The organism is Vaginella massiliensis (genome assembly GCF_900089075.1).
Lineage (GTDB): Bacteria > Bacteroidota > Bacteroidia > Flavobacteriales > Weeksellaceae > Weeksella > Weeksella massiliensis_A.
On sequence record NZ_LT593746.1, the window covers coordinates 175241 to 193523 of the forward strand.

Annotated in this window: 18 protein-coding genes and 1 other RNA gene; 4 read left to right on the top strand and 15 right to left on the bottom strand. The window is 38.9% G+C overall.

What is annotated here, in order from left to right; translation table 11 throughout:
* Window positions 1-14: 14 nt before the first annotated feature.
* From rpsC to rpsL, 11 genes are all read right to left on the bottom strand, one after another.
* The gene (gene rpsC, locus BN8061_RS02030; RefSeq protein WP_068596038.1) at window positions 15-734 is read right to left on the bottom strand and encodes a 30S ribosomal protein S3; all 720 of its coding nucleotides are present in this window, start codon (window positions 732-734) and stop codon (window positions 15-17) included.
* A gap of 1 nt (window position 735) precedes the next feature.
* On the bottom strand, window positions 736-1155 hold the full coding sequence (rplV, locus tag BN8061_RS02035; RefSeq protein WP_068596039.1) for a 50S ribosomal protein L22: 420 nt from the start codon (window positions 1153-1155) through the stop codon (window positions 736-738).
* A gap of 9 nt (window positions 1156-1164) precedes the next feature.
* Window positions 1165-1443, bottom strand: a complete 279-nt coding sequence (gene rpsS, locus BN8061_RS02040) for a 30S ribosomal protein S19 (protein ID WP_068596040.1) — start codon at window positions 1441-1443, stop codon at window positions 1165-1167.
* A 3-nt stretch (window positions 1444-1446) separates the two neighbouring features.
* Window positions 1447-2271: a 50S ribosomal protein L2 gene (gene rplB / locus BN8061_RS02045; RefSeq protein ID WP_068596041.1), complete on the bottom strand. Its 825-nt coding sequence runs from the start codon at window positions 2269-2271 to the stop codon at window positions 1447-1449.
* Window positions 2272-2286: 15 nt separating this feature from the next.
* Window positions 2287-2571, bottom strand: a complete 285-nt coding sequence (gene rplW / locus BN8061_RS02050; RefSeq protein WP_068596043.1) for a 50S ribosomal protein L23 — start codon at window positions 2569-2571, stop codon at window positions 2287-2289.
* 7 nt (window positions 2572-2578) lie between these two features.
* Window positions 2579-3208, bottom strand: a complete 630-nt coding sequence (gene rplD / locus BN8061_RS02055; protein WP_068596044.1) for a 50S ribosomal protein L4 — start codon at window positions 3206-3208, stop codon at window positions 2579-2581.
* Window positions 3199-3828, bottom strand: coding sequence for a 50S ribosomal protein L3 (rplC, locus tag BN8061_RS02060; RefSeq protein WP_068596045.1), 630 nt, complete (start codon window positions 3826-3828; stop codon window positions 3199-3201). Before rplC ends, rplD begins: the two co-directional genes overlap by 10 nt.
* A gap of 283 nt (window positions 3829-4111) precedes the next feature.
* A complete protein-coding gene (rpsJ, locus tag BN8061_RS02065; protein ID WP_068596046.1) occupies window positions 4112-4417 on the bottom strand; it encodes a 30S ribosomal protein S10 in 306 nt (101 codons plus the stop codon).
* A gap of 11 nt (window positions 4418-4428) precedes the next feature.
* Window positions 4429-6552: an elongation factor G gene (gene fusA, locus BN8061_RS02070; RefSeq protein WP_068596047.1), complete on the bottom strand. Its 2124-nt coding sequence runs from the start codon at window positions 6550-6552 to the stop codon at window positions 4429-4431.
* 5 nt (window positions 6553-6557) lie between these two features.
* On the bottom strand, window positions 6558-7034 hold the full coding sequence (gene rpsG / locus BN8061_RS02075; RefSeq protein ID WP_068596048.1) for a 30S ribosomal protein S7: 477 nt from the start codon (window positions 7032-7034) through the stop codon (window positions 6558-6560).
* Between the two features lie 12 nt (window positions 7035-7046).
* Window positions 7047-7430 carry a 30S ribosomal protein S12 gene (gene rpsL / locus BN8061_RS02080; RefSeq protein WP_013598459.1) on the bottom strand — a complete coding sequence of 128 codons (384 nt, stop codon included), beginning with the start codon at window positions 7428-7430 and terminating at the stop codon, window positions 7047-7049.
* A 447-nt stretch (window positions 7431-7877) separates the two neighbouring features.
* On the opposite strand from rpsL, the gene BN8061_RS02085 reads away from it, so the two are divergent.
* Window positions 7878-10187, top strand: coding sequence for an inorganic phosphate transporter (locus tag BN8061_RS02085; protein ID WP_068596049.1), 2310 nt, complete (start codon window positions 7878-7880; stop codon window positions 10185-10187).
* Between the two features lie 160 nt (window positions 10188-10347).
* Here the strand turns inward: BN8061_RS02085 and BN8061_RS02090 are convergent, their stop codons facing one another.
* From BN8061_RS02090 to BN8061_RS02105, 4 genes are read right to left on the bottom strand one after another with little or no spacing between them, the layout of a single operon-like run.
* A complete protein-coding gene (locus BN8061_RS02090) occupies window positions 10348-12063 on the bottom strand; it encodes a phospho-sugar mutase (protein ID WP_068596050.1) in 1716 nt (571 codons plus the stop codon).
* A 4-nt stretch (window positions 12064-12067) separates the two neighbouring features.
* Window positions 12068-12775 carry a GIN domain-containing protein gene (locus tag BN8061_RS02095; protein WP_068596052.1) on the bottom strand — a complete coding sequence of 236 codons (708 nt, stop codon included), beginning with the start codon at window positions 12773-12775 and terminating at the stop codon, window positions 12068-12070.
* Between the two features lie 18 nt (window positions 12776-12793).
* Window positions 12794-13756 (bottom strand): glycosyltransferase family 2 protein, encoded by a 963-nt coding sequence (locus BN8061_RS02100; RefSeq protein WP_068596054.1) that lies wholly within the window; start codon window positions 13754-13756, stop codon window positions 12794-12796.
* The gene (locus BN8061_RS02105; protein WP_068596057.1) at window positions 13756-14358 is read right to left on the bottom strand and encodes a DUF4199 domain-containing protein; all 603 of its coding nucleotides are present in this window, start codon (window positions 14356-14358) and stop codon (window positions 13756-13758) included. The genes BN8061_RS02100 and BN8061_RS02105 overlap by 1 nt, the downstream gene beginning before the upstream one ends.
* 234 nt (window positions 14359-14592) lie before the next feature.
* On the opposite strand from BN8061_RS02105, the gene ffs reads away from it, so the two are divergent.
* The 3 genes from ffs to yidC all read left to right on the top strand — a co-directional run bounded on the left by ffs (window position 14593) and on the right by yidC (window position 18259).
* An RNA gene (ffs, locus tag BN8061_RS02110) (signal recognition particle sRNA small type) lies at window positions 14593-14691 on the top strand.
* Window positions 14692-14766: 75 nt separating this feature from the next.
* The gene (locus BN8061_RS02115; RefSeq protein WP_068596059.1) at window positions 14767-16416 is read left to right on the top strand and encodes a CTP synthase; all 1650 of its coding nucleotides are present in this window, start codon (window positions 14767-14769) and stop codon (window positions 16414-16416) included.
* Window positions 16394-18259: a membrane protein insertase YidC gene (gene yidC / locus BN8061_RS02120; protein WP_068596060.1), complete on the top strand. Its 1866-nt coding sequence runs from the start codon at window positions 16394-16396 to the stop codon at window positions 18257-18259. Before BN8061_RS02115 ends, yidC begins: the two co-directional genes overlap by 23 nt.
* The last annotated feature ends 24 nt before the right edge of the window (window positions 18260-18283 follow it).

Below are 18283 nucleotides of genomic sequence, written 5' to 3' on the forward strand. Positions count from 1 at the left end.
GTAGTTAAACTTAATTAACGTTTTCTGTTGTTTGAACGTTCACCTCCTCTTCTGTTGTCGGATCTCTTTTGTTTCTTTTGCAATCCAACTAATGGAGATAACTCTCTTTTCCCGTATACTTCACCTTTCATAATCCATACTTTGATCCCTAAGCGACCGTAGGTTGTATGAGCTTCTGAAATGTGATAATCGATATCTGCACGGAATGTTGATAAAGGAATACGTCCGTCTTTATATGTTTCTGAACGTGCCATCTCTGCTCCGTTTAAGCGACCAGAGATTTGAATTTTGATTCCTTCTGCATTCATACGCATAGCCGATGTAATGGCCATTTTGATAGCTCGACGGTAAGAAATACGATTTTCGATTTGTCTAGCGATACTATCACCTACTAAGATGGCGTCTAATTCTGGTCTTTTGATTTCGAAAATGTTGATTTGAACCTCTTTTCCAGTGATTTTTTTCAACTCTTCTTTCAATTTATCAACTTCTTGTCCTCCTTTACCAATGATGATACCTGGACGAGCTGTGGTTACAGTAACTGTAACTAATTTCAAAGTACGATCTATATAAATACGAGAAACTCCGGCTTTTGATAAGCGTGCACGTAAGTATTTACGTACTTTTGCATCTTCAGCAATCTTGTCACCGTAATCATTTCCACCGTACCAGTTAGAATCCCATCCTCTGATGATTCCTAAACGATTTCCGATTGGATTAGTCTTTTGTCCCATATTATTGATCTTCTACTTTTTGTTTATCTTCTTTAGTTCCTAAAACGATTGTCACATGGTTTGAACGTTTTCTGATGCGATGCGCTCTACCTTGTGGTGCAGTACGGATACGTTTCAATTGACGTGCGCTGTCTACGGCGATCGTTTTTACGTATAAACCTGCTTCTTCTACATCTGCTCCTTCGTTTTTTACTTGCCAGTTTGCGATAGCGCTCAATAGCAATTTTTCTAGGCTGATAGAAGCGTGTTGTTTAGAATATTTTAAGATTCCTAAAGCTTTTTGAATTTCAACTCCACGGATTACATCTGCCACTAATCTCATCTTGCGAGGAGAAGTTGGTACATTATTTAATTTCGCAAAAGCTATCTGCTTGTTAGCTTCTTTGATTTTTTCGTTACTTAATCTTTTTCTAGATCCCATGGCCTTCTACTATTTTTTTCCTTTGTTTTTAGCTCCGGCATGACCTCTAAAAGTACGTGTAGGAGCAAACTCACCTAATTTATGACCTACCATATTTTCTGTCACATATACTGGGATGAATTGTTTCCCGTTGTGTACAGCGATCGTTTGACCTACAAAGTCTGGAGAAATCATAGATGCTCTAGACCAAGTTTTGATCACGTTTTTGCTACCCGATTCTACGTTAGCCAAAACTTTTCTTTCTAATTTATAGTGGATGAATGGTCCTTTTTTTAATGAACGTGCCATAAATTATTTTTTTCTTCTTTCTACAATATATTTGTTAGACGCTTTCTTTTTCGAACGGGTTTTGTAACCTTTCGATGGTATACCTTTTCTAGAACGTGGGATACCTCCGGTTGCTCTACCTTCACCACCTCCCATTGGGTGATCTACTGGGTTCATAACCATTGCTCTTGTTCTTGGACGGCGACCTTTCCATCTAGATCGACCTGCTTTACCAGAAACTTCTAACTGATGATCTGAGTTGGAAACAACTCCGATAGTTGCTTTACACTCCACTAAAATCATTCTCACCTCTCCACTTGGTAACTTCACGATGGCGTATTTACCATCACGTGCTACTAATTGAGCATAAGTACCTGCACTTCTAGCCATAATAGCTCCTTGTCCTGGGCGCAACTCGATGCACGAGATCACGGTACCCAAAGGAATATTTTTTAGCTTCATTGTGTTACCTACTTCTGGTTCTACTGCGTCACCTGTAAAAATTTGCTGACCAGCTTTTAGACCATTTTGAGCAATCACATAACGTTTTTCACCGTCTTCATAGGCAACCAACGCGATGAAAGCTGTTCTGTTTGGGTCATACTGGATAGACTCTACAGTTGCTACTCCGTCTTTGTTGCGTTTGAAATCGATGATACGATATTTTTGTTTGTGACCTCCTCCGATATAACGCATTGTCATTTTACCAGAGTGGTTACGTCCACCCGATTTAGATTTACCTTCTACCAATGATTTTTCTGGTTTAGCACCTGGTGTTAAGACCGTAAAATCATTAACGATTCTAAAACGTTGTCCCGGGGTGATAGGTTTTAATTTTCTTACTGACATTTTTTAAATCTTATATTATCCGAACAACTCTATTTCTTGACCTTCAGCTAACTGAACGGTCGCTTTTTTCAACTTATTTGTTTTACCAATTTGGAAACCTGTTTTGGTGTAACGGGTTTTCATTTTTGGTGCAGAAACCAAAGTATTCACTTTTACTACTTGAACACCGTAAGCTTTCTCTACAGCTTCTTTGATCTGTAATTTGTTTGCTTTAGTATCTACATAAAACGAATATTGCCCTAACGCTTCGATATTGTTAGTCGCTTTTTCTGAAATTACTGGTTTTATTAATATTGCCATTTTCGTTTTATTTTCTTAAATTTTCTTGAATAGCTTCTAATGAACCTTCTAAAAACACAACTTGTGATGCATTAATCAGGTCGAAAACATTGATTTCGCTATTATTTACTACTTTAGCTTTTGGCAAGTTACGTGACGATAGGTACACGTTTTTGTTTGCTTCTCCTAAAATAAACAAGGCTTTTTTGTCTTCGATTCCCAAACCTTTCAACACATTAATGAAATCTTTTGTTTTTGGAGCTTCGAATGTGAAGTCTTCTACAATTTTGATTTCATTGTCTGCTAATTTTTGAGACAAAACAGATTTTTTTGCTAATCTTTTTTGTGCTTTATTCAATTTGAAAGAATAGTTGCGTGGTCTTGGACCAAAAACACGTCCTCCCCCTCTGAATACTGGAGATTTGATAGAACCTGCACGTGCTGTACCTGTCCCTTTTTGTTTTTTGATCTTTTTGGTAGAACCTGCTACTTCATTTCTTTCTTTAGCTTTATGTGTTCCTTGTCGTTGAGCAGCCAAATATTGTTTAACTTCTAACCACACAGTGTGTGTAGAGGGCTCAACACCGAAAATCGCTTCGTCTAACGAAACTTTTCTTCCGGTTTCTTTTCCTTGGATATTTAATACTGCTACTTCCATCTTCTAACAATTACGTATGAATTTTTAGGACCTGGGACTGCACCTTTTACTACTAAAAGATTCTTCTCAGCATCTACTTTTACTACTCTCAAATTCTGAACGGTTACTCGTTTACCTCCCATTCTTCCAGCCATACGCATTCCTTTGAATACACGAGATGGATCCGAACCAGCACCGATAGACCCTGGCGCTCTCAAACGGTTGTGTTGCCCGTGGGTTGATTGCCCAACTCCACCGAAACCATGACGTTTAACCACACCTTGGAATCCTTTACCTTTTGAAGTACCTGTGATACTTACAAATTCTCCTTCCGAAATCAAATCTACTTTAACTTCGTCTCCTAGGTTTAATGAATCTACGAATTCATCACCATAGAACTCAACCAATTTGCGTTTTGGTGTCGTCCCTGCCTTCTTGAAATGCCCTTTCAGTGCATTCGAAGTGTTTTTTTCTTTTGCGTCATCGAAACCAAGTTGGACACTTTTGTATCCATCTTTCTCTAAGGTTCTGACTTGTGTAACCACACATGGTCCAGCTTCTACGATGGTTACCGGAATGTTTTTCCCGTTTTCATCGAACAAGCTTGTCATGGCGATTTTTCTACCAATGATACCTGACATTTGTTTTAATTAAGTTAATAATTGTTTTATAATTCTATTTCAGGCAGTTGAAGTTATGATAACTTTTAGAGATTCCCTGCCTAAAATTAGCATGCAAAGATAAGAATTTATTTAAAGCATACAAATTTTATCTAAGTTATTTTCTTTGAATTGCTTAAGATATTTTTCAGTCGATTCAAATGAATTTGTAAAAACCACAAAATCAACACTTTAGCAAATATGATTAGGTTATAAAAAAAATCCGTTCGTTGCGAACGGATTTTGTTTATGATTTAAAGTATTACTACACTTTAATCTCTACTTCTACACCACTTGGCAATTCCAACTTCATCAATGCGTCTACTGTTTTGGCAGAAGAAGAATAGATGTCCAACAATCTCTTATGAGCTGTTAATTGAAATTGTTCACGCGATTTTTTGTTTACGTGTGGTGATCTCAAAACTGTAAAAATTCTTTTGTGAGTTGGCAACGGAATTGGTCCATTGACAACTGCACCTGTTGATTTTACAGTTTTCACTATTTTATCAGCTGATTTATCAACTAAGTTGTAATCGTATGATTTTAATTTTATTCTAATTTTTTGACTCATTTCTACAATAATTAAGCGTTACCTTTAGCTTTTTCGATTACTGCTTCTGCGATATTTGCAGGAGCTGGTGCGTAATGATCGAATTCCATAGTAGAAGTTGCACGTCCTGAAGATAATGTACGTAATGAGGTTACATATCCGAACATTTCTGCTAATGGTACTAATGCTTTGATTACTTTAGAATTGTTTCGATCATCCATACCTGACACTTGACCACGTCTTCTGTTCAAGTCACCCACGATATCACCCATGTTTTCTTCTGGTGTCAACACCTCCAATTTCATGATTGGCTCTAGGATTTGAGCTCCTGCTGCTTTTGCAGCTGCTTTGTATCCTAATTGTGCAGCCAACTCGAACGACAATTGGTCAGAATCCACTGGATGGAAAGAACCGTCTTTCAAGATTACTTTCATCGAATCCATTTCGAATCCAGCCAAAGGTCCGTTTTTCATTGCAGCTTTGAAACCTTTCTCGATAGAAGGGATAAACTCTTTCGGTACGTTACCTCCTTTGATTTCTGAGATGAATTCCAATCCTGTTTTTCCTTCGTCTGCAGGTCCCATTTCGAAAATGATGTCGGCGAATTTACCGCGTCCACCAGATTGTTTTTTGTATACCTCGCGGTGGTCTGCAACTTTAGAGAACGATTCTTTGTACTCTACTTGTGGTTCACCTTGGTTAACTTCTACTTTGAACTCGCGTTTCAAGCGGTCTACAATGATATCTAAGTGCAACTCACCCATTCCAGAGATTACAGTTTGCCCAGAAGCTTCATCTGTTTTTACTTGGAAAGTTGGATCTTCTTCGGCCAATTTTGCCAAAGCCATTCCCAATTTATCAACGTCGGCTTTTGTTTTTGGTTCTACTGCAATACCAATTACTGGATCTGGGAAGTCCATAGATTCTAATACGATAGGATTTTTCTCATCACAAAGAGTATCTCCTGTTTTGATGTCTTTAAATCCTACTGCAGCTCCGATATCACCAGCTTCGATACGCTCGATTGGTTCTTGTTTGTTTGCATGCATTTGGAAGATACGAGAGATACGTTCTTTGTTGCCAGAACGTGTGTTCAATACATAAGAACCTGCATCTAATCCACCAGAATATGCACGGAAGAATGCTAAACGTCCAACATAAGGGTCGGTAGCAATTTTGAATGCTAAAGCTGCGAAAGGCTCGTCTACAGAAGGTTTTCTTGACGCTGGTTCATCTGTTTTTGGGTCTGTTCCCGGAATCGCTTCTTTATCTGTTGGTGAAGGTAAATAACGACAAACAGCATCTAACATGAACTGAACTCCTTTGTTTTTGAAAGACGATCCACAAGTCATTGGGATAATCGACATATCCAAAGTTGCAGCACGTAATGCGTTGTTGATTTCTTCTTCTGTGATAGAGTTTTCGTCCTCCATGTATTTCTCCAACAAATCTTCGTCGTAAGCAGCTACTTCTTCGATTAGTTGTGCACGGTATTGTTTCACATCGTCTACCATGTTTTCTGGGATATCTACGATATCGAATGTCATACCATAGTTGTCATCGTGCCATACCATTGCACGGTTTTTTACCAAGTCTACTACTCCTTTGAAGTCTGCCTCGTCACCGATTGGCAATACGATTGGCACAGCATTAGACCCTAACATGTCTTTTACCTGCTGACATACTCCTAAGAAGTTAGCTCCTTGACGGTCCATTTTATTTACGAATCCTAAACGTGGAACTTTGTAGTTGTCTGCTAATCTCCAGTTGGTTTCAGATTGTGGCTCTACCCCATCAACTGCAGAGAACAAGAACACCAATCCGTCTAATACACGTAAAGAACGGTTTACCTCTACGGTAAAGTCAACGTGACCAGGAGTGTCGATAATGTTGAAGTGATACGCTTTGGCATCTGGCAATGGTTTTCCTTGCTCTGTTGGGAAAGTCCAATCTACAGTAACTGCAGCAGAGGTAATGGTAATACCACGTTCAGCCTCTTGCTCCATCCAGTCGGTTGTTGCAGATCCCTCGTGCGTTTCACCAAGTTTGTGGTTTTTACCTGAGTAAAATAAGATACGTTCTGTGGTTGTAGTTTTCCCTGCATCGATGTGTGCAGCGATCCCAATATTTCTTGTATATTTTAAATCTCTTGCCATTGTTATTAGAATCTAAAGTGTGAGAATGCTTTATTTGCTTCAGCCATTTTGTGGGTGTCTTGACGTTTTTTGAACGCAGCACCTTCTTCTTTAGCAGCAGCGATGATCTCACCAGCTAATTTCTGAGCCATTGATTTTTCATTACGTTTGCGAGCGTAAGAGATTAACCACTTCATAGCAGTTGAAATTTTACGGTCTGGACGAATTTCCATTGGAATTTGGAATGTAGCACCCCCTACACGACGAGAACGTACCTCTACGTGTGGCATAACGTTTGACAATGCGTCTTTCCAAATTTCTAATGCCGATTTCTCTGCATCTTCTTTGCGTTGCTCTACGATATCTAATGCATCATAGAAAATCTTGAACGCTACAGATTTTTTACCGTCTAACATTAAGTTGTTTACGAAACGTGTTACTAACTGATCATTAAATTTAGGATCTGGAAGTAAAGGTCTTTTTTTAGCTCTTGTCTTTCTCATTGTTCCTTAAATTTATTTTTTAGCCTCTTTAGGACGTTTCGCTCCATACTTACTTCTACGCTGTGTACGTCCGTTTACACCAGCGGTATCAAGTGCTCCACGTACAATGTGATAACGAACACCTGGTAAGTCTTTTACTCTTCCTCCTCTTACCAATACTATCGAGTGCTCTTGAAGATTGTGTCCTTCACCGCCGATGTACGCATTCACCTCTTTCCCGTTGGTCAACCTTACACGCGCTACTTTACGCATAGCCGAGTTTGGTTTCTTAGGGGTAGTCGTGTAAACACGCGTACATACACCGCGACGTTGTGGACATGACTCCAAAGCAGCCGATTTACTCTTCTTGGTTAGGGTTTTTCTACCTTTTCTAACTAATTGTTGAATTGTTGGCATACTAATAAAATATTCCTTTTTTTAATTAAATTTCCCATTTTTGGGCATGCAAAATTACAAAAATTATTTTCTAAAAAAAATGTTTTTAAATTTATTTCTATTGATTATCAATTGTAATGTGTAGAAAAAAGCATTTCCGAAGCTTCTCACAAATGTTTACTGAGACCTTAGGATGCTTCGATGAAAAGATTTTTAAAAAAGATTACAAAAAAACGCTTCATCAAAAAACAATATCGCATCCAATTGTTTAGGAAAAACATCACCAAATACTTCAAACTGATTTTCATCACATAATACCCTTCATTACTTTTGGATAGATTTACATTAAATAAACACTTATCCATTATTTCATAACATTTTATTAACATTAATACAAAATAATGATTCGACATTTGCTCAAAATTTTAACGCTACAATTCGATAAGTTTAGCAACTAAAAATCCCTTTATGGAAAACATCTTTATTATTATCCTCATCACATTGGTACTTTTAGCAATTCTAGACATTATGGTTGGTGTAAGTAACGATGCTGTAAACTTCTTGAATTCTGCTATTGGTTCTAAGGCAGCAAGTTTCAGAACCATCATGATTATTGCTTCTTTTGGTTTACTAATTGGTGCTATCTTCTCTAGTGGTATGATGGAGATCGCCCGGAGCGGAATTTTTGTACCGTCGATGTTTAGTTTCTACGATGTAATTCTGATTTTCCTCTCGGTAATGATTGCAGATGTTATCCTGCTCGATTTATTCAATTATATCGGTTTCCCTACTTCTACCACGGTTTCCATTATCTTCGAACTCTTGGGTGCGGCAACTTGTTTGGCACTTATAAAGGTGATCGGTGGTGACCAAGCGTTGCACACAGTAGTAGATTATATCAACACCGAAAAGGCGTCCGAAATTGTCATCAGTATTGTATTGTCTGTTTTCCTATCTTTTATCATAGGTTCGGCGGTACAATATATCACCCGTTTTATTTTCACCTTCAATTCAGAAGCGAGAATAAAACGTTACGGAGGGCTTTTGGGAGGAGTTGCCATTACCGCTATCTCTTTTTTCATTTTGATAAAAGGAGCTAAAAACCTAACCTTTATTAACGATGCTTCAAAAGCATGGATTGCCAACAACCAACTTCTTTTGATCGGAATAAACTTTGTTTTCTGGAGCATTTTTTCGCAGATTCTCATATTTCTAAAGGTAAACATCCTTCGCATTATTATCCTTATCGGAACCTTTGCTTTGGCTTTGGCTTTTGCAGGAAACGACTTGGTAAACTTCATCGGTGTGCCAATTGCGGCATTACAATCATACGATTTTTACATGGCGTCTGGAGCAACCGACCCAAATACTTATATGATGAGCGAATTGGCGAACAACAATGTGAAAGCGCCAGCATATTATTTGGTGATTGCGGGTGTCATCATGATTTTTACGCTTTGGACTTCTAAAAAGGCGAGAAATGTAATTCAGACAGAATTAAGCCTCAGTAAACAAGATGAAGGTGTAGAAAAATTCAGTCCGAACTTGCTGTCGCGCGTCATCGTGAGAGGTGTAATATTGTTGGGTAATTTCATAGATAAGATCCTACCAAAATCTTTTCAGTTGCGTATAGAAAAGCGTTTCGAAAATCCGAAAAAACAAAAAACCCTTCAAACCGAAACTACAGACGAAGAAGCTTTTGATATGATTCGGGCTTCGGTAAACCTTTTGGTTGCCTCTATTCTAATCTCTATTGGTACTTCGTTGAAGCTTCCGCTTTCTACGACCTATGTAACCTTTATGGTGGCGATGGGAACCTCTTTCGCAGACCGAGCTTGGGACAGAGATAGTGCAGTTTTCCGTGTGGCTGGAGTTTTCAATGTGATTGGCGGATGGTTCATGACTGGGATTACGGCGTTTGTGATGGCGGCTATCATTGCCCTTACGATGTTCTATGGTGGCGTAATTGGAATTTTGGGAATGATTATCGTTTTGGGAATCCTCCTTTTCCGTTCGCACAAAAGTTACGAAGACAAAAGCAAGGCGAAAGAAGAAGTTTTGGTTAGCTTTACAGAAGAAGACATCAACTCTATACAAAAGATTTTAGCCAAAAACAAGAAACAAATCGGCAAGGCTTTGTCTAAATCAGCAGACAGTTTTGCTTTATCGGTAAAAGGAATAGAGCACGAAAATCTCGGATTTTTATCAGAAAACAGAAAGAAGATAAAGAAACTGATGTTTTCTGTAGAAGAACTGAAAATTAATTTCTACCGAATACTACGCACCATGGATCTTTCGAATATCAACTCGAGCAAGATTTTCGTGCAATCGTTCGGATACATTCAGAACATTGTTATCAGTATCAATTTCATCAACAATTCTATCCATACCTATATCTTCAACAACCACAGACAGTTGAAACCCGAGCAGATAGAAGACCTGAAAGCCATCAATTCTGCCTACAAAAGACTGATGTTTTATATTTCTAAGCGATTTTTGGACGATGATTTGAGCAGTCTGACCGACGTCGAAAACCTGCGCAATTCTTTTGAAGAAGTCTTGAATGTTGCCATCAGCAACCAGATAGAACGAATTCAGCAACAAAACATTAGCCAAAAAAGTTCTACCCTGTATTTCACTATTCTTACCGAGATAGAATATACCGTAGAGCGAGTAGAAAAACTCATCAAGCTCTACAAAGGAATAGATGCACAAATCGACGCACAATTGGAAGCGCAAAGCGATGAGCAAATCCACGAGCAAAACAATGAGCAATAGCAGTTGTTGACATAACATCCGAAACAGTTGCTTTAATTGCAATTGATTTCGTTGACGCTTATTGCTGGTGTTATTTATATAATAATAAGGTTGTCCTAAAAATAAAGAAAGCCAATCAAACGATTGGCTTTCTTTATTATATCATCTCGATGGTATCTGCTCAATATTGCTGAAAATCGGCTTTCAACTGCTCTATTTTAGCAACCAATTTCGATTTTACTTCCGTATAATCTTCTGGCTTTTCTAAGGTATCGTTCACCGAAAAATAAAATTTGATTTTGGGTTCTGTTCCAGAAGGTCTGCAAGCCACTTTGCTACCGTCTTCGGTATAAAAAATCAAAACATTAGACTTCGGCACCTCGATGGTTGTCTCTTCACCAGTGCGTAAGTTTTTAGAAATAGAGGTGAGATAATCATCGACTTTCACAATGGATGAACCCGCAATCTCTTTTGGAGGATTCGCCCTGAAATCGACCATCATCTTGGCAATGAGTTCTGCACCCTCTTTACCAGGTTTTACAAGCGCAATCAAATCTTCTTGATACGCTCCAACTTTGGTATAAATGTCGATCAACTTTCGATACAGTGAACTCCCTTTTGCTTTTTCGACAGCGGCTATTTCAGCAATCAGTAAAGACGAGGTGACCGAATCTTTATCGCGTACAAAATCACCAACCATAAATCCGAAAGATTCCTCACCGCCGCCAACAAACTTCAACCTTCCTTCTTCTCTACGAATCATGTCTGCAATCCATTTGAATCCCGTAAGCCCTACCAAACATTCTACGCCAAATTGCTTGGCAATAGCATAAAATATATCGGAGGTCACAATCGTAGAACCAATGAATTCTTTACCTGTAATTTTCCCGAGTTGTTGCCATTGTTCTAGCAAATAATACGTGAGCAATGTATTGGTCTGATTTCCGTTGAGCAACACCATTTTCCCGTCCAAATCTCGTGTAGCAACGCCCAAACGGTCGGCATCTGGATCTGTACCTATCACCAAATCGGCGTTTAGTTCATCTGCCAGTTTCAATGCCATTGCCAAGGCTTCTGGCTCTTCTGGATTGGGAGATTTTACGGTTGGAAAATTTCCGTTTGGCTCTTTTTGTTCTTCAACCAAATGAAAATCTTTGAAACCTGCTTGCTCAAATGCTTTTGGTGTGATGGCAATCGAAGTTCCATGAATGGTTGTAAAAACGATGCGAACGTCTTCTCGCCCTGTTTTGTTGAAGGTCGAATTCTCGATTGCTGCATCTATGAATTTTTGATCAACCTCTGCTCCAATATAGGTAAGCAATGCATCATTACCGTCGAATTTTATAGCAGTTGGCTCAACTTTTCCTACCTCGGCAATAATCGCTTTGTCGTGCGGTGGAACAATTTGTCCGCCATCGTTCCAATAAACTTTATAACCGTTGTAGATTGGCGGATTGTGCGAAGCGGTGAGCACAATACCTGCGTCGCATTTGAAATGTCTTACTGCAAAAGACAATTCTGGAGTAGGTCGAAAACTTTCGAAAAGATAGACTGCTATGCCGTTTGATGTTAGAATATTGGCAACAATCCGAGCAAAGGTATCCGAATTGTGACGAACATCGTAGGCGATTGCGACCGATTTTGTCTTGTCTGGAAATTGTTGATTCAGGTAGTTTGCCAAACCTTGAGTTGCTGCGCCCAAGGTGTATTTGTTGAGGCGATTGGTTCCAACGCCCATTATACCTCGCATTCCGCCAGTACCAAATTCCAAATCGCGATAAAATGAGTCGTCTAATTCGTTCGGGTCATTGTCGATCAAATGCTGAACTGCATTTCGCGTTTCTTCGTCGTAGGCTTCGCTGAGCCAAGTTTTTGCTCTATCTAAACTTGTATTCATGCTTTTATTTCTTGATTACTTGTGCCTGATCAGATACTTTGGTGTCTTTACGAGGGTCGCCAATATACTGTATCAAAGCGGTGCCGCTCGCCTTTCCTATCAAAGCGCTTTTGGCATTTACAATAAAGTTTACATTGTCTTCTGCTAAGAATTCGGTGTCGTACGCTACAAAATTACCCAAATCCAAATTTGACTGATCATAAGCTTTGACCAACAATTTGTTTACTGCTCCTTGTAAATTGATTTGAGATTGATTCTGAGCTTTGATTTCTACTTCATTGGCAATGATATAGGCTTCTTCTATACGCGCCTGATCTTTTATTTTTAAATCCAATTTATCTACATTCAGCGTGCCGCTCACCTTCACATCGGTAAGTCCGGAAATTTCAAGATCTTCAAGTTCTTTGGTCACATAGAGGTATACACGATAATTGTTGTAAGTGTCGACTTCTTGCGTTTCGGATATCAAAACAATATTTCCTTTCGAATTGATTTTCAGATTATCGATGATGTTTTGATGGCTTTCGACCTCTACTCTGTTTTCGTTCCCTTGCAGTATTGTGACTTGGCAGTTACAGTCGACTTCGATTGATTTTATGTGCTCGACTGCAACCTGATGCTTGATGTCGCCTGGTCCCTCGCCATCGATAGACGAGCTACAAGCTGTAAATGAGACCAGAGCTACTGTTGAGAGTAATAGTTTTTTTATCATGTTGGTTGTTTTTTATAATTAATATATGTTGATTTGATCTTTGATGGCGTACATTTTTTTGTCTGATGTTTTACGAATAATCAACTCGCCAAGAAAAGCTGCTAAAAACAATTGAGTTCCTAAAACCATCGAAATCAACGCAATGTAAAAATACGGATTATCGGTAACCAAACGTGCAGGCGTCTTGGTGATGTAGACTTTCATCAATTTGTCCAACCCAATATACGCGGCGCAGAAAAATCCCATCACAAACATGACAGAACCCAAAAGTCCGAAAATATGCATCGGTCGATTGCCAAATTTGGAGATGAACGACAAGGTGATCAAATCTAAAAAGCCATTTACAAATCTGCTGGTGCCGAATTTCGAAACGCCGTATTTTCTTGCCTGATGCCGCACTTGTTTTTCGATGATGTTGCCATAACCATTGTATTTTGCCAAAACCGGAATATAACGATGCATATCACCATACAACTCCAAACTTTTTGCCACCTCGGCACGGTAAGCTTTCAGACCACAATTGAAATCGTGCAACTGCAAACCCGAAGTTTTACGCGCTACTGCATTGAACAATTTCGAAGGTAGGTTTTTTGTGAATTTCGGATCTTGGCGTTTTTGTTTCCACCCCGAAACAATATCGGCTTGCTTGTTGATCAGCATGCTGTAGAGATTCGGGATTTCTTCAGGAAAATCTTGCAAATCGGCATCCATCGTAATGATCACCTGGCCTTCTGCTTGGGCAAATGCTGCACTTAGCGCCTGCGATTTTCCGTAGTTTTTTCTGAAACGGATTGCCTTTATTTCTGGGTTGAATTTCGACATGTATTCGATTACCTGCCACGAGTCGTCTGTGCTACCATCGTCTACAAAAATCACTTCGAAGTTATAATCGTACTGATTGCATATTTTTTTGATACGTGAAAACAATTCTTCCAAAGAATCTTGTTCATTCAACAACGGTATTACGATAGATAGTTGCATTAGTAAACTCGTTTTTTAAGAAACTGTGAAAAGAACACCGATATGACGATGTAAAATAATAAAACAAATGGATAAAACGTAAAAAATATCTTAAAAGAAAACAAGTTACGATTCAAAATATTGTTTTCGTCACTCACTTTTTCTATTTCTTCTTTGATTGCAGGATCATTATTAGCAATAAAAGTATCCAAAAGTCCTTCTTTCAAAGCGTCTTGAGCCCATTCGCCAACCGTATTGAAAAAAATAAAAATCACGATCAAACTCAACGTTCCGCCAAGAAACAACGGAATAAAACTCTCGCGCATTCCTTCTCGAAAAGTCATCAAATCTTGCACTGTTGTTGCATTTTCTGCCTTCTTTCTGGACAAGGTAAACACTTTGTAGAACGAATATCCTCCGTACAATGGTACTACTAAAAAGGAAATGATTGCGATCGAGATGGTATAATATTGCTGAGGAGTAATGGATGCATTGAAAGTATAAATGGTATAAAAACCAAAAAACAATAGCAGTGTGAGCCCGGCTAATATGAGCCCATCTTTATAGTAAGCAACAAATTGATTCATCGCACAAAGATAAGGATTGTGTGGATAATAAAGCATTTTTGACAAATTTTATCATCGACCAACCGAGCTGTTTGTAGCAGGGCTTTCCAGCATCTTACCGATGATTCTTTTACTGGAGTTTGATATTTCAGGATTGGTTATTTTAGGTATGAAAAGCGAAGTTCAATAAATTACATCATCTAAAATCATAAAATTCAAGCAGTTGCAGAAGTGAATTTAAATTTTCTTTAGAAAGACTTTTGTATTCTGATATTATTCGTAAATTTGCACCGGCAAGTCCTACACAACCAGCTCCTGTAGACCCCTCCAGGACGGGAACGTAGCAAAGGTATACGGTCGTAGCGGTGTGATGTAGATCGCTTGCCACTTTTTTTTTAATTTCACTTCAACTATTTTTTTACCCCTATTTTTATTCGTAATTTTGCGTCCATTGATTTGTATTCAATGGAAAAAAACACACCAAAGTTCATTTTTGTTACAGGTGGTGTTACATCTTCTTTAGGCAAAGGGATTGTAGCTTCATCGTTGGGTATGCTTTTACAAGCAAGAGGATACCGTGTAACTATTCAGAAATTAGACCCTTACATCAATGTCGATCCAGGAACGCTCAACCCATACGAACATGGCGAATGCTATGTAACAGAAGATGGTGCAGAGACCGATTTGGATCTTGGCCACTACGAGCGATTCCTCAACCGCCCTACTTCACAAGCCAATAGTGTGACAACGGGACGTATTTATCAGACCGTGATCGACAAAGAGCGTCGAGGAGATTACTTGGGCAAAACGGTGCAAGTAATTCCACATATTACAAATGAAATCAAACGCCGCATAAAACTGCTTGGTAATACAGGCGATTACGATATTGTCATTACCGAGATTGGGGGAACTGTAGGTGATATCGAATCTTTGCCCTATATAGAATCGGTGCGCCAATTGACCTGGGAGTTGGGCGAAAAAAATTCGATCGTTATCCATCTCACACTTGTTCCTTACCTTACAGCATCGGGCGAGTTGAAAACCAAGCCCACTCAACATTCGGTAAGAACTTTGATGGAAAGCGGGATACGTGCAGATGTTTTGGTTACGCGTAACGAGCACCATTTGCCTAAAGACTTGAAGGCGAAGTTGGCACAATTCTGTAACGTGAAAAAAGAAAACGTAATCGAATGTTTGGATGCCGATTCGATTTATGGTGTGCCTTTTTTGTTACATGAACAAAACTTTGACGAGGTTGTGCTGAAAGGACTTGACTTGGCGCACGACCAAACTCCAGACTTTAGCGATTGGAATAAATTCTTACAAAAATCAATGCATCCGAGCAATGAAATCGAAATTGCGTTGGTCGGAAAGTATGTTTCGCTACACGACTCATACAAATCCATCACCGAAGCTTTTACCCATGCAGGCGCAGCTGTCGACACAAAAGTAAAGATACGTTGGGTCTATTCTGGTGACATTACAGAAGAAAATGTAGGCAATCTCTTGGCCGATGTCCATGGTATTTTGATCGCTCCTGGTTTTGGAGATCGCGGAATTGCAGGTAAAATAATCGCCGCAAATTATGGTCGAAGACACCAAATTCCAACCTTGGGTATTTGCCTCGGAATGCAGATAATGGCAATCGAATTTGCCCGAAATGTTTTGGGTTACGACAAGGCCGATTCTACCGAAATGGACACCCAAACTCCAGCACCAATAATTTCGCTGATGGATAGCCAAAAAAATGTAACCGACAAAGGTGGTACGATGCGTTTGGGCAATTGGGCTTGTGAACTTTTGCCAGACTCTAAAATCTATTCGATTTACGGTACAGACATCATCAAAGAGAGACACCGTCATCGTTACGAATTCAACAACGAATACAAACAAGAATTTGAAGATCAACACTTCAGACCAACGGGTATAAACCCAGAAACCGAATTGGTAGAAATCTTGGAGTACGAAAATCATCCTTTCTACATTGGTGTACAATTTCACCCAGAATACAAAAGTACTGTAGTTGCTCCTCATCCACTTTTTATTAGTTTTATAGAAGCAGCAAATCATCACTCATTAAACGAAAAGATAAATGCAAAACGAGAAAAAATTTGATTTTAACCAACTCATCGGTTTCATACTAATCGGTGTTTTATTTTTGGGATACTATTGGATGACCAAGCCAACCGAAGAAGAATTGGCACAAGCCAAAAAAGAGTTGGCACTGAAAGAACAACAGCAAGCCACTGCAACACAGGCTCAACAACCCAATAACACTGCCAACGCAACAATAGATTCGGCACAAATAGTGACCGAGGTAAAAAACATCAGCCTTGAAAACGACAAAGTGAAAATCGACCTCAATGGGTTGGGCGGACAAATCGGCTTGGTCGAAATAAAAAATCATTTGGCTTACGATTCTACCAAAGGTAAAGACGCACAACCTCTTTATCTGGTAAAAGACGGAAACAACCGTTTCAACCTTAGCTTCAAAGACAAACAAGGTAGAATCATCAATACTGCCGACTTGCCATTTAGTTCATCTGTTCAGCAAAACGGAAATGCTTCTATCGTTACCATGACGGCAAAAATCAACGGCGGTGAAATCAATTATATTTATACCTTCGATAATACCTATGGGGTAAATTTCCAAGTCAATACGCGTGGTTTGAGTACAATGACCAGCGATCAACAAGTCGCGTTGGATTGGTCTCTGAATGGCTTCAGTTTAGAAAAAGGAAAAGATCAAGAACATTATTGGTCGCACACCTACTATCGATTGAAAGATAATAAAGATGTAGAATACGAATTGTTTGGAGCCGACAAGTGGACCGAAAAAGAAAGCATCGATTGGATAGCCTTCAAACAACAATTCTTTGCCTCTATTTTATCGTTTGACGAAGGTTTGAAAAACACCTCTGCAAGCTCGGAAAACATCCCGGTTGACGACCCAAAATACAACAAAGCCTTCAAATTCAATGCTAATTTGGATTTGAAAGCTGGCGAATTGAATCATCAGTTTACATGGGATTTTGTTCCGTTGGATTACAAAGAACTCAAAACCTACAACGACAAAGACTTTCAAAACATAGTCTCGTATGGTTGGGGAATCATCGGTTGGTTGAACAAGTTTTTCTTCCTCAACATCTTTCAATGGTTAGCCAACTTAGGGCTGAAATATGGTTGGGTAATCTTTTTGATGACTATTGTGGTAAAATTGGTTTTGTCACCAATCATGTACAAACAATACCGTCAAAGTGCAATGATGAAAGTTTTACGACCAGAGTTGAACGAGTTGAACGAGAAGTACAAAGACCCAAAAGATGCCATGAAGAAACAGCAAGAAACCATGGCAATCTACCGCAAAGCAGGCGTAAATCCGTTGGCAGGTTGCTTGCCCGCATTGTTGCAAATTCCGATATTCTATGCCTTGTTCCGTTTCTTCCCCAATGTGATCGATCTTCGCGGTAAACCTTTTTGGTTTGCAGAAGACCTTACGGCATTCGACTCTGTGATTCAGATTCCTGATTGGATTCCGTTCCTTAACGGTCACTTGAGTATTTTTGCCATGTTGTACATTGTTGCCATGCTGGTCTATTTCAAAGTATCGGGGTCTATGGACAATTTTGGGAATATGCCACAACAAGAAGGAATGCCAAATATGCAATTCATGAAATACATGATGTATGTAATGCCGATTTTCTTCTTTGTTTTCCTCAACAATTATGCTTCAGGTTTGTCTTGGTATTATTTGGTGTCGAATGTCATCAACATTTTCATTATTCTTTATATTAAAAATGTTATGATCAATGAAGAAAAAATTCATGCCATTATTCAAGAAAATAAAACCAAACCTAAAAAAGAATCTAAATTCTCTCAACGCATGCAAGAAATGATGAAAAAAGCACAAGAAATGCAGGCAGAACAAGAGCGAATGAAGAGACAAAACAAAAAATAAGTTGATTTTCTGTTTATATTTTTT

What these genes read in the sequence shown, in the direction of transcription:
- rpsC (WP_068596038.1), bottom strand. Translation starts at nt 734, where the DNA reads ATGGGACAAAAGACTAATCCAATCGGAAATCGTTTAGGAATCATCAGA.
- rplV (WP_068596039.1), bottom strand. Translation starts at nt 1,155, where the DNA reads ATGGGATCTAGAAAAAGATTAAGTAACGAAAAAATCAAAGAAGCTAAC.
- rpsS (WP_068596040.1), bottom strand. Translation starts at nt 1,443, where the DNA reads ATGGCACGTTCATTAAAAAAAGGACCATTCATCCACTATAAATTAGAA.
- rplB (WP_068596041.1), bottom strand. Translation starts at nt 2,271, where the DNA reads ATGTCAGTAAGAAAATTAAAACCTATCACCCCGGGACAACGTTTTAGA.
- rplW (WP_068596043.1), bottom strand. Translation starts at nt 2,571, where the DNA reads ATGGCAATATTAATAAAACCAGTAATTTCAGAAAAAGCGACTAACAAT.
- rplD (WP_068596044.1), bottom strand. Translation starts at nt 3,208, where the DNA reads ATGGAAGTAGCAGTATTAAATATCCAAGGAAAAGAAACCGGAAGAAAA.
- rplC (WP_068596045.1), bottom strand. Translation starts at nt 3,828, where the DNA reads ATGTCAGGTATCATTGGTAGAAAAATCGCCATGACAAGCTTGTTCGAT.
- rpsJ (WP_068596046.1), bottom strand. Translation starts at nt 4,417, where the DNA reads ATGAGTCAAAAAATTAGAATAAAATTAAAATCATACGATTACAACTTA.
- fusA (WP_068596047.1), bottom strand. Translation starts at nt 6,552, where the DNA reads ATGGCAAGAGATTTAAAATATACAAGAAATATTGGGATCGCTGCACAC.
- rpsG (WP_068596048.1), bottom strand. Translation starts at nt 7,034, where the DNA reads ATGAGAAAGACAAGAGCTAAAAAAAGACCTTTACTTCCAGATCCTAAA.
- rpsL (WP_013598459.1), bottom strand. Translation starts at nt 7,430, where the DNA reads ATGCCAACAATTCAACAATTAGTTAGAAAAGGTAGAAAAACCCTAACC.
- BN8061_RS02085 (WP_068596049.1), top strand. Translation starts at nt 7,878, where the DNA reads ATGGAAAACATCTTTATTATTATCCTCATCACATTGGTACTTTTAGCA.
- BN8061_RS02090 (WP_068596050.1), bottom strand. Translation starts at nt 12,063, where the DNA reads ATGAATACAAGTTTAGATAGAGCAAAAACTTGGCTCAGCGAAGCCTAC.
- BN8061_RS02095 (WP_068596052.1), bottom strand. Translation starts at nt 12,775, where the DNA reads ATGATAAAAAAACTATTACTCTCAACAGTAGCTCTGGTCTCATTTACA.
- BN8061_RS02100 (WP_068596054.1), bottom strand. Translation starts at nt 13,756, where the DNA reads ATGCAACTATCTATCGTAATACCGTTGTTGAATGAACAAGATTCTTTG.
- BN8061_RS02105 (WP_068596057.1), bottom strand. Translation starts at nt 14,358, where the DNA reads ATGCTTTATTATCCACACAATCCTTATCTTTGTGCGATGAATCAATTT.
- BN8061_RS02115 (WP_068596059.1), top strand. Translation starts at nt 14,767, where the DNA reads ATGGAAAAAAACACACCAAAGTTCATTTTTGTTACAGGTGGTGTTACA.
- yidC (WP_068596060.1), top strand. Translation starts at nt 16,394, where the DNA reads ATGCAAAACGAGAAAAAATTTGATTTTAACCAACTCATCGGTTTCATA.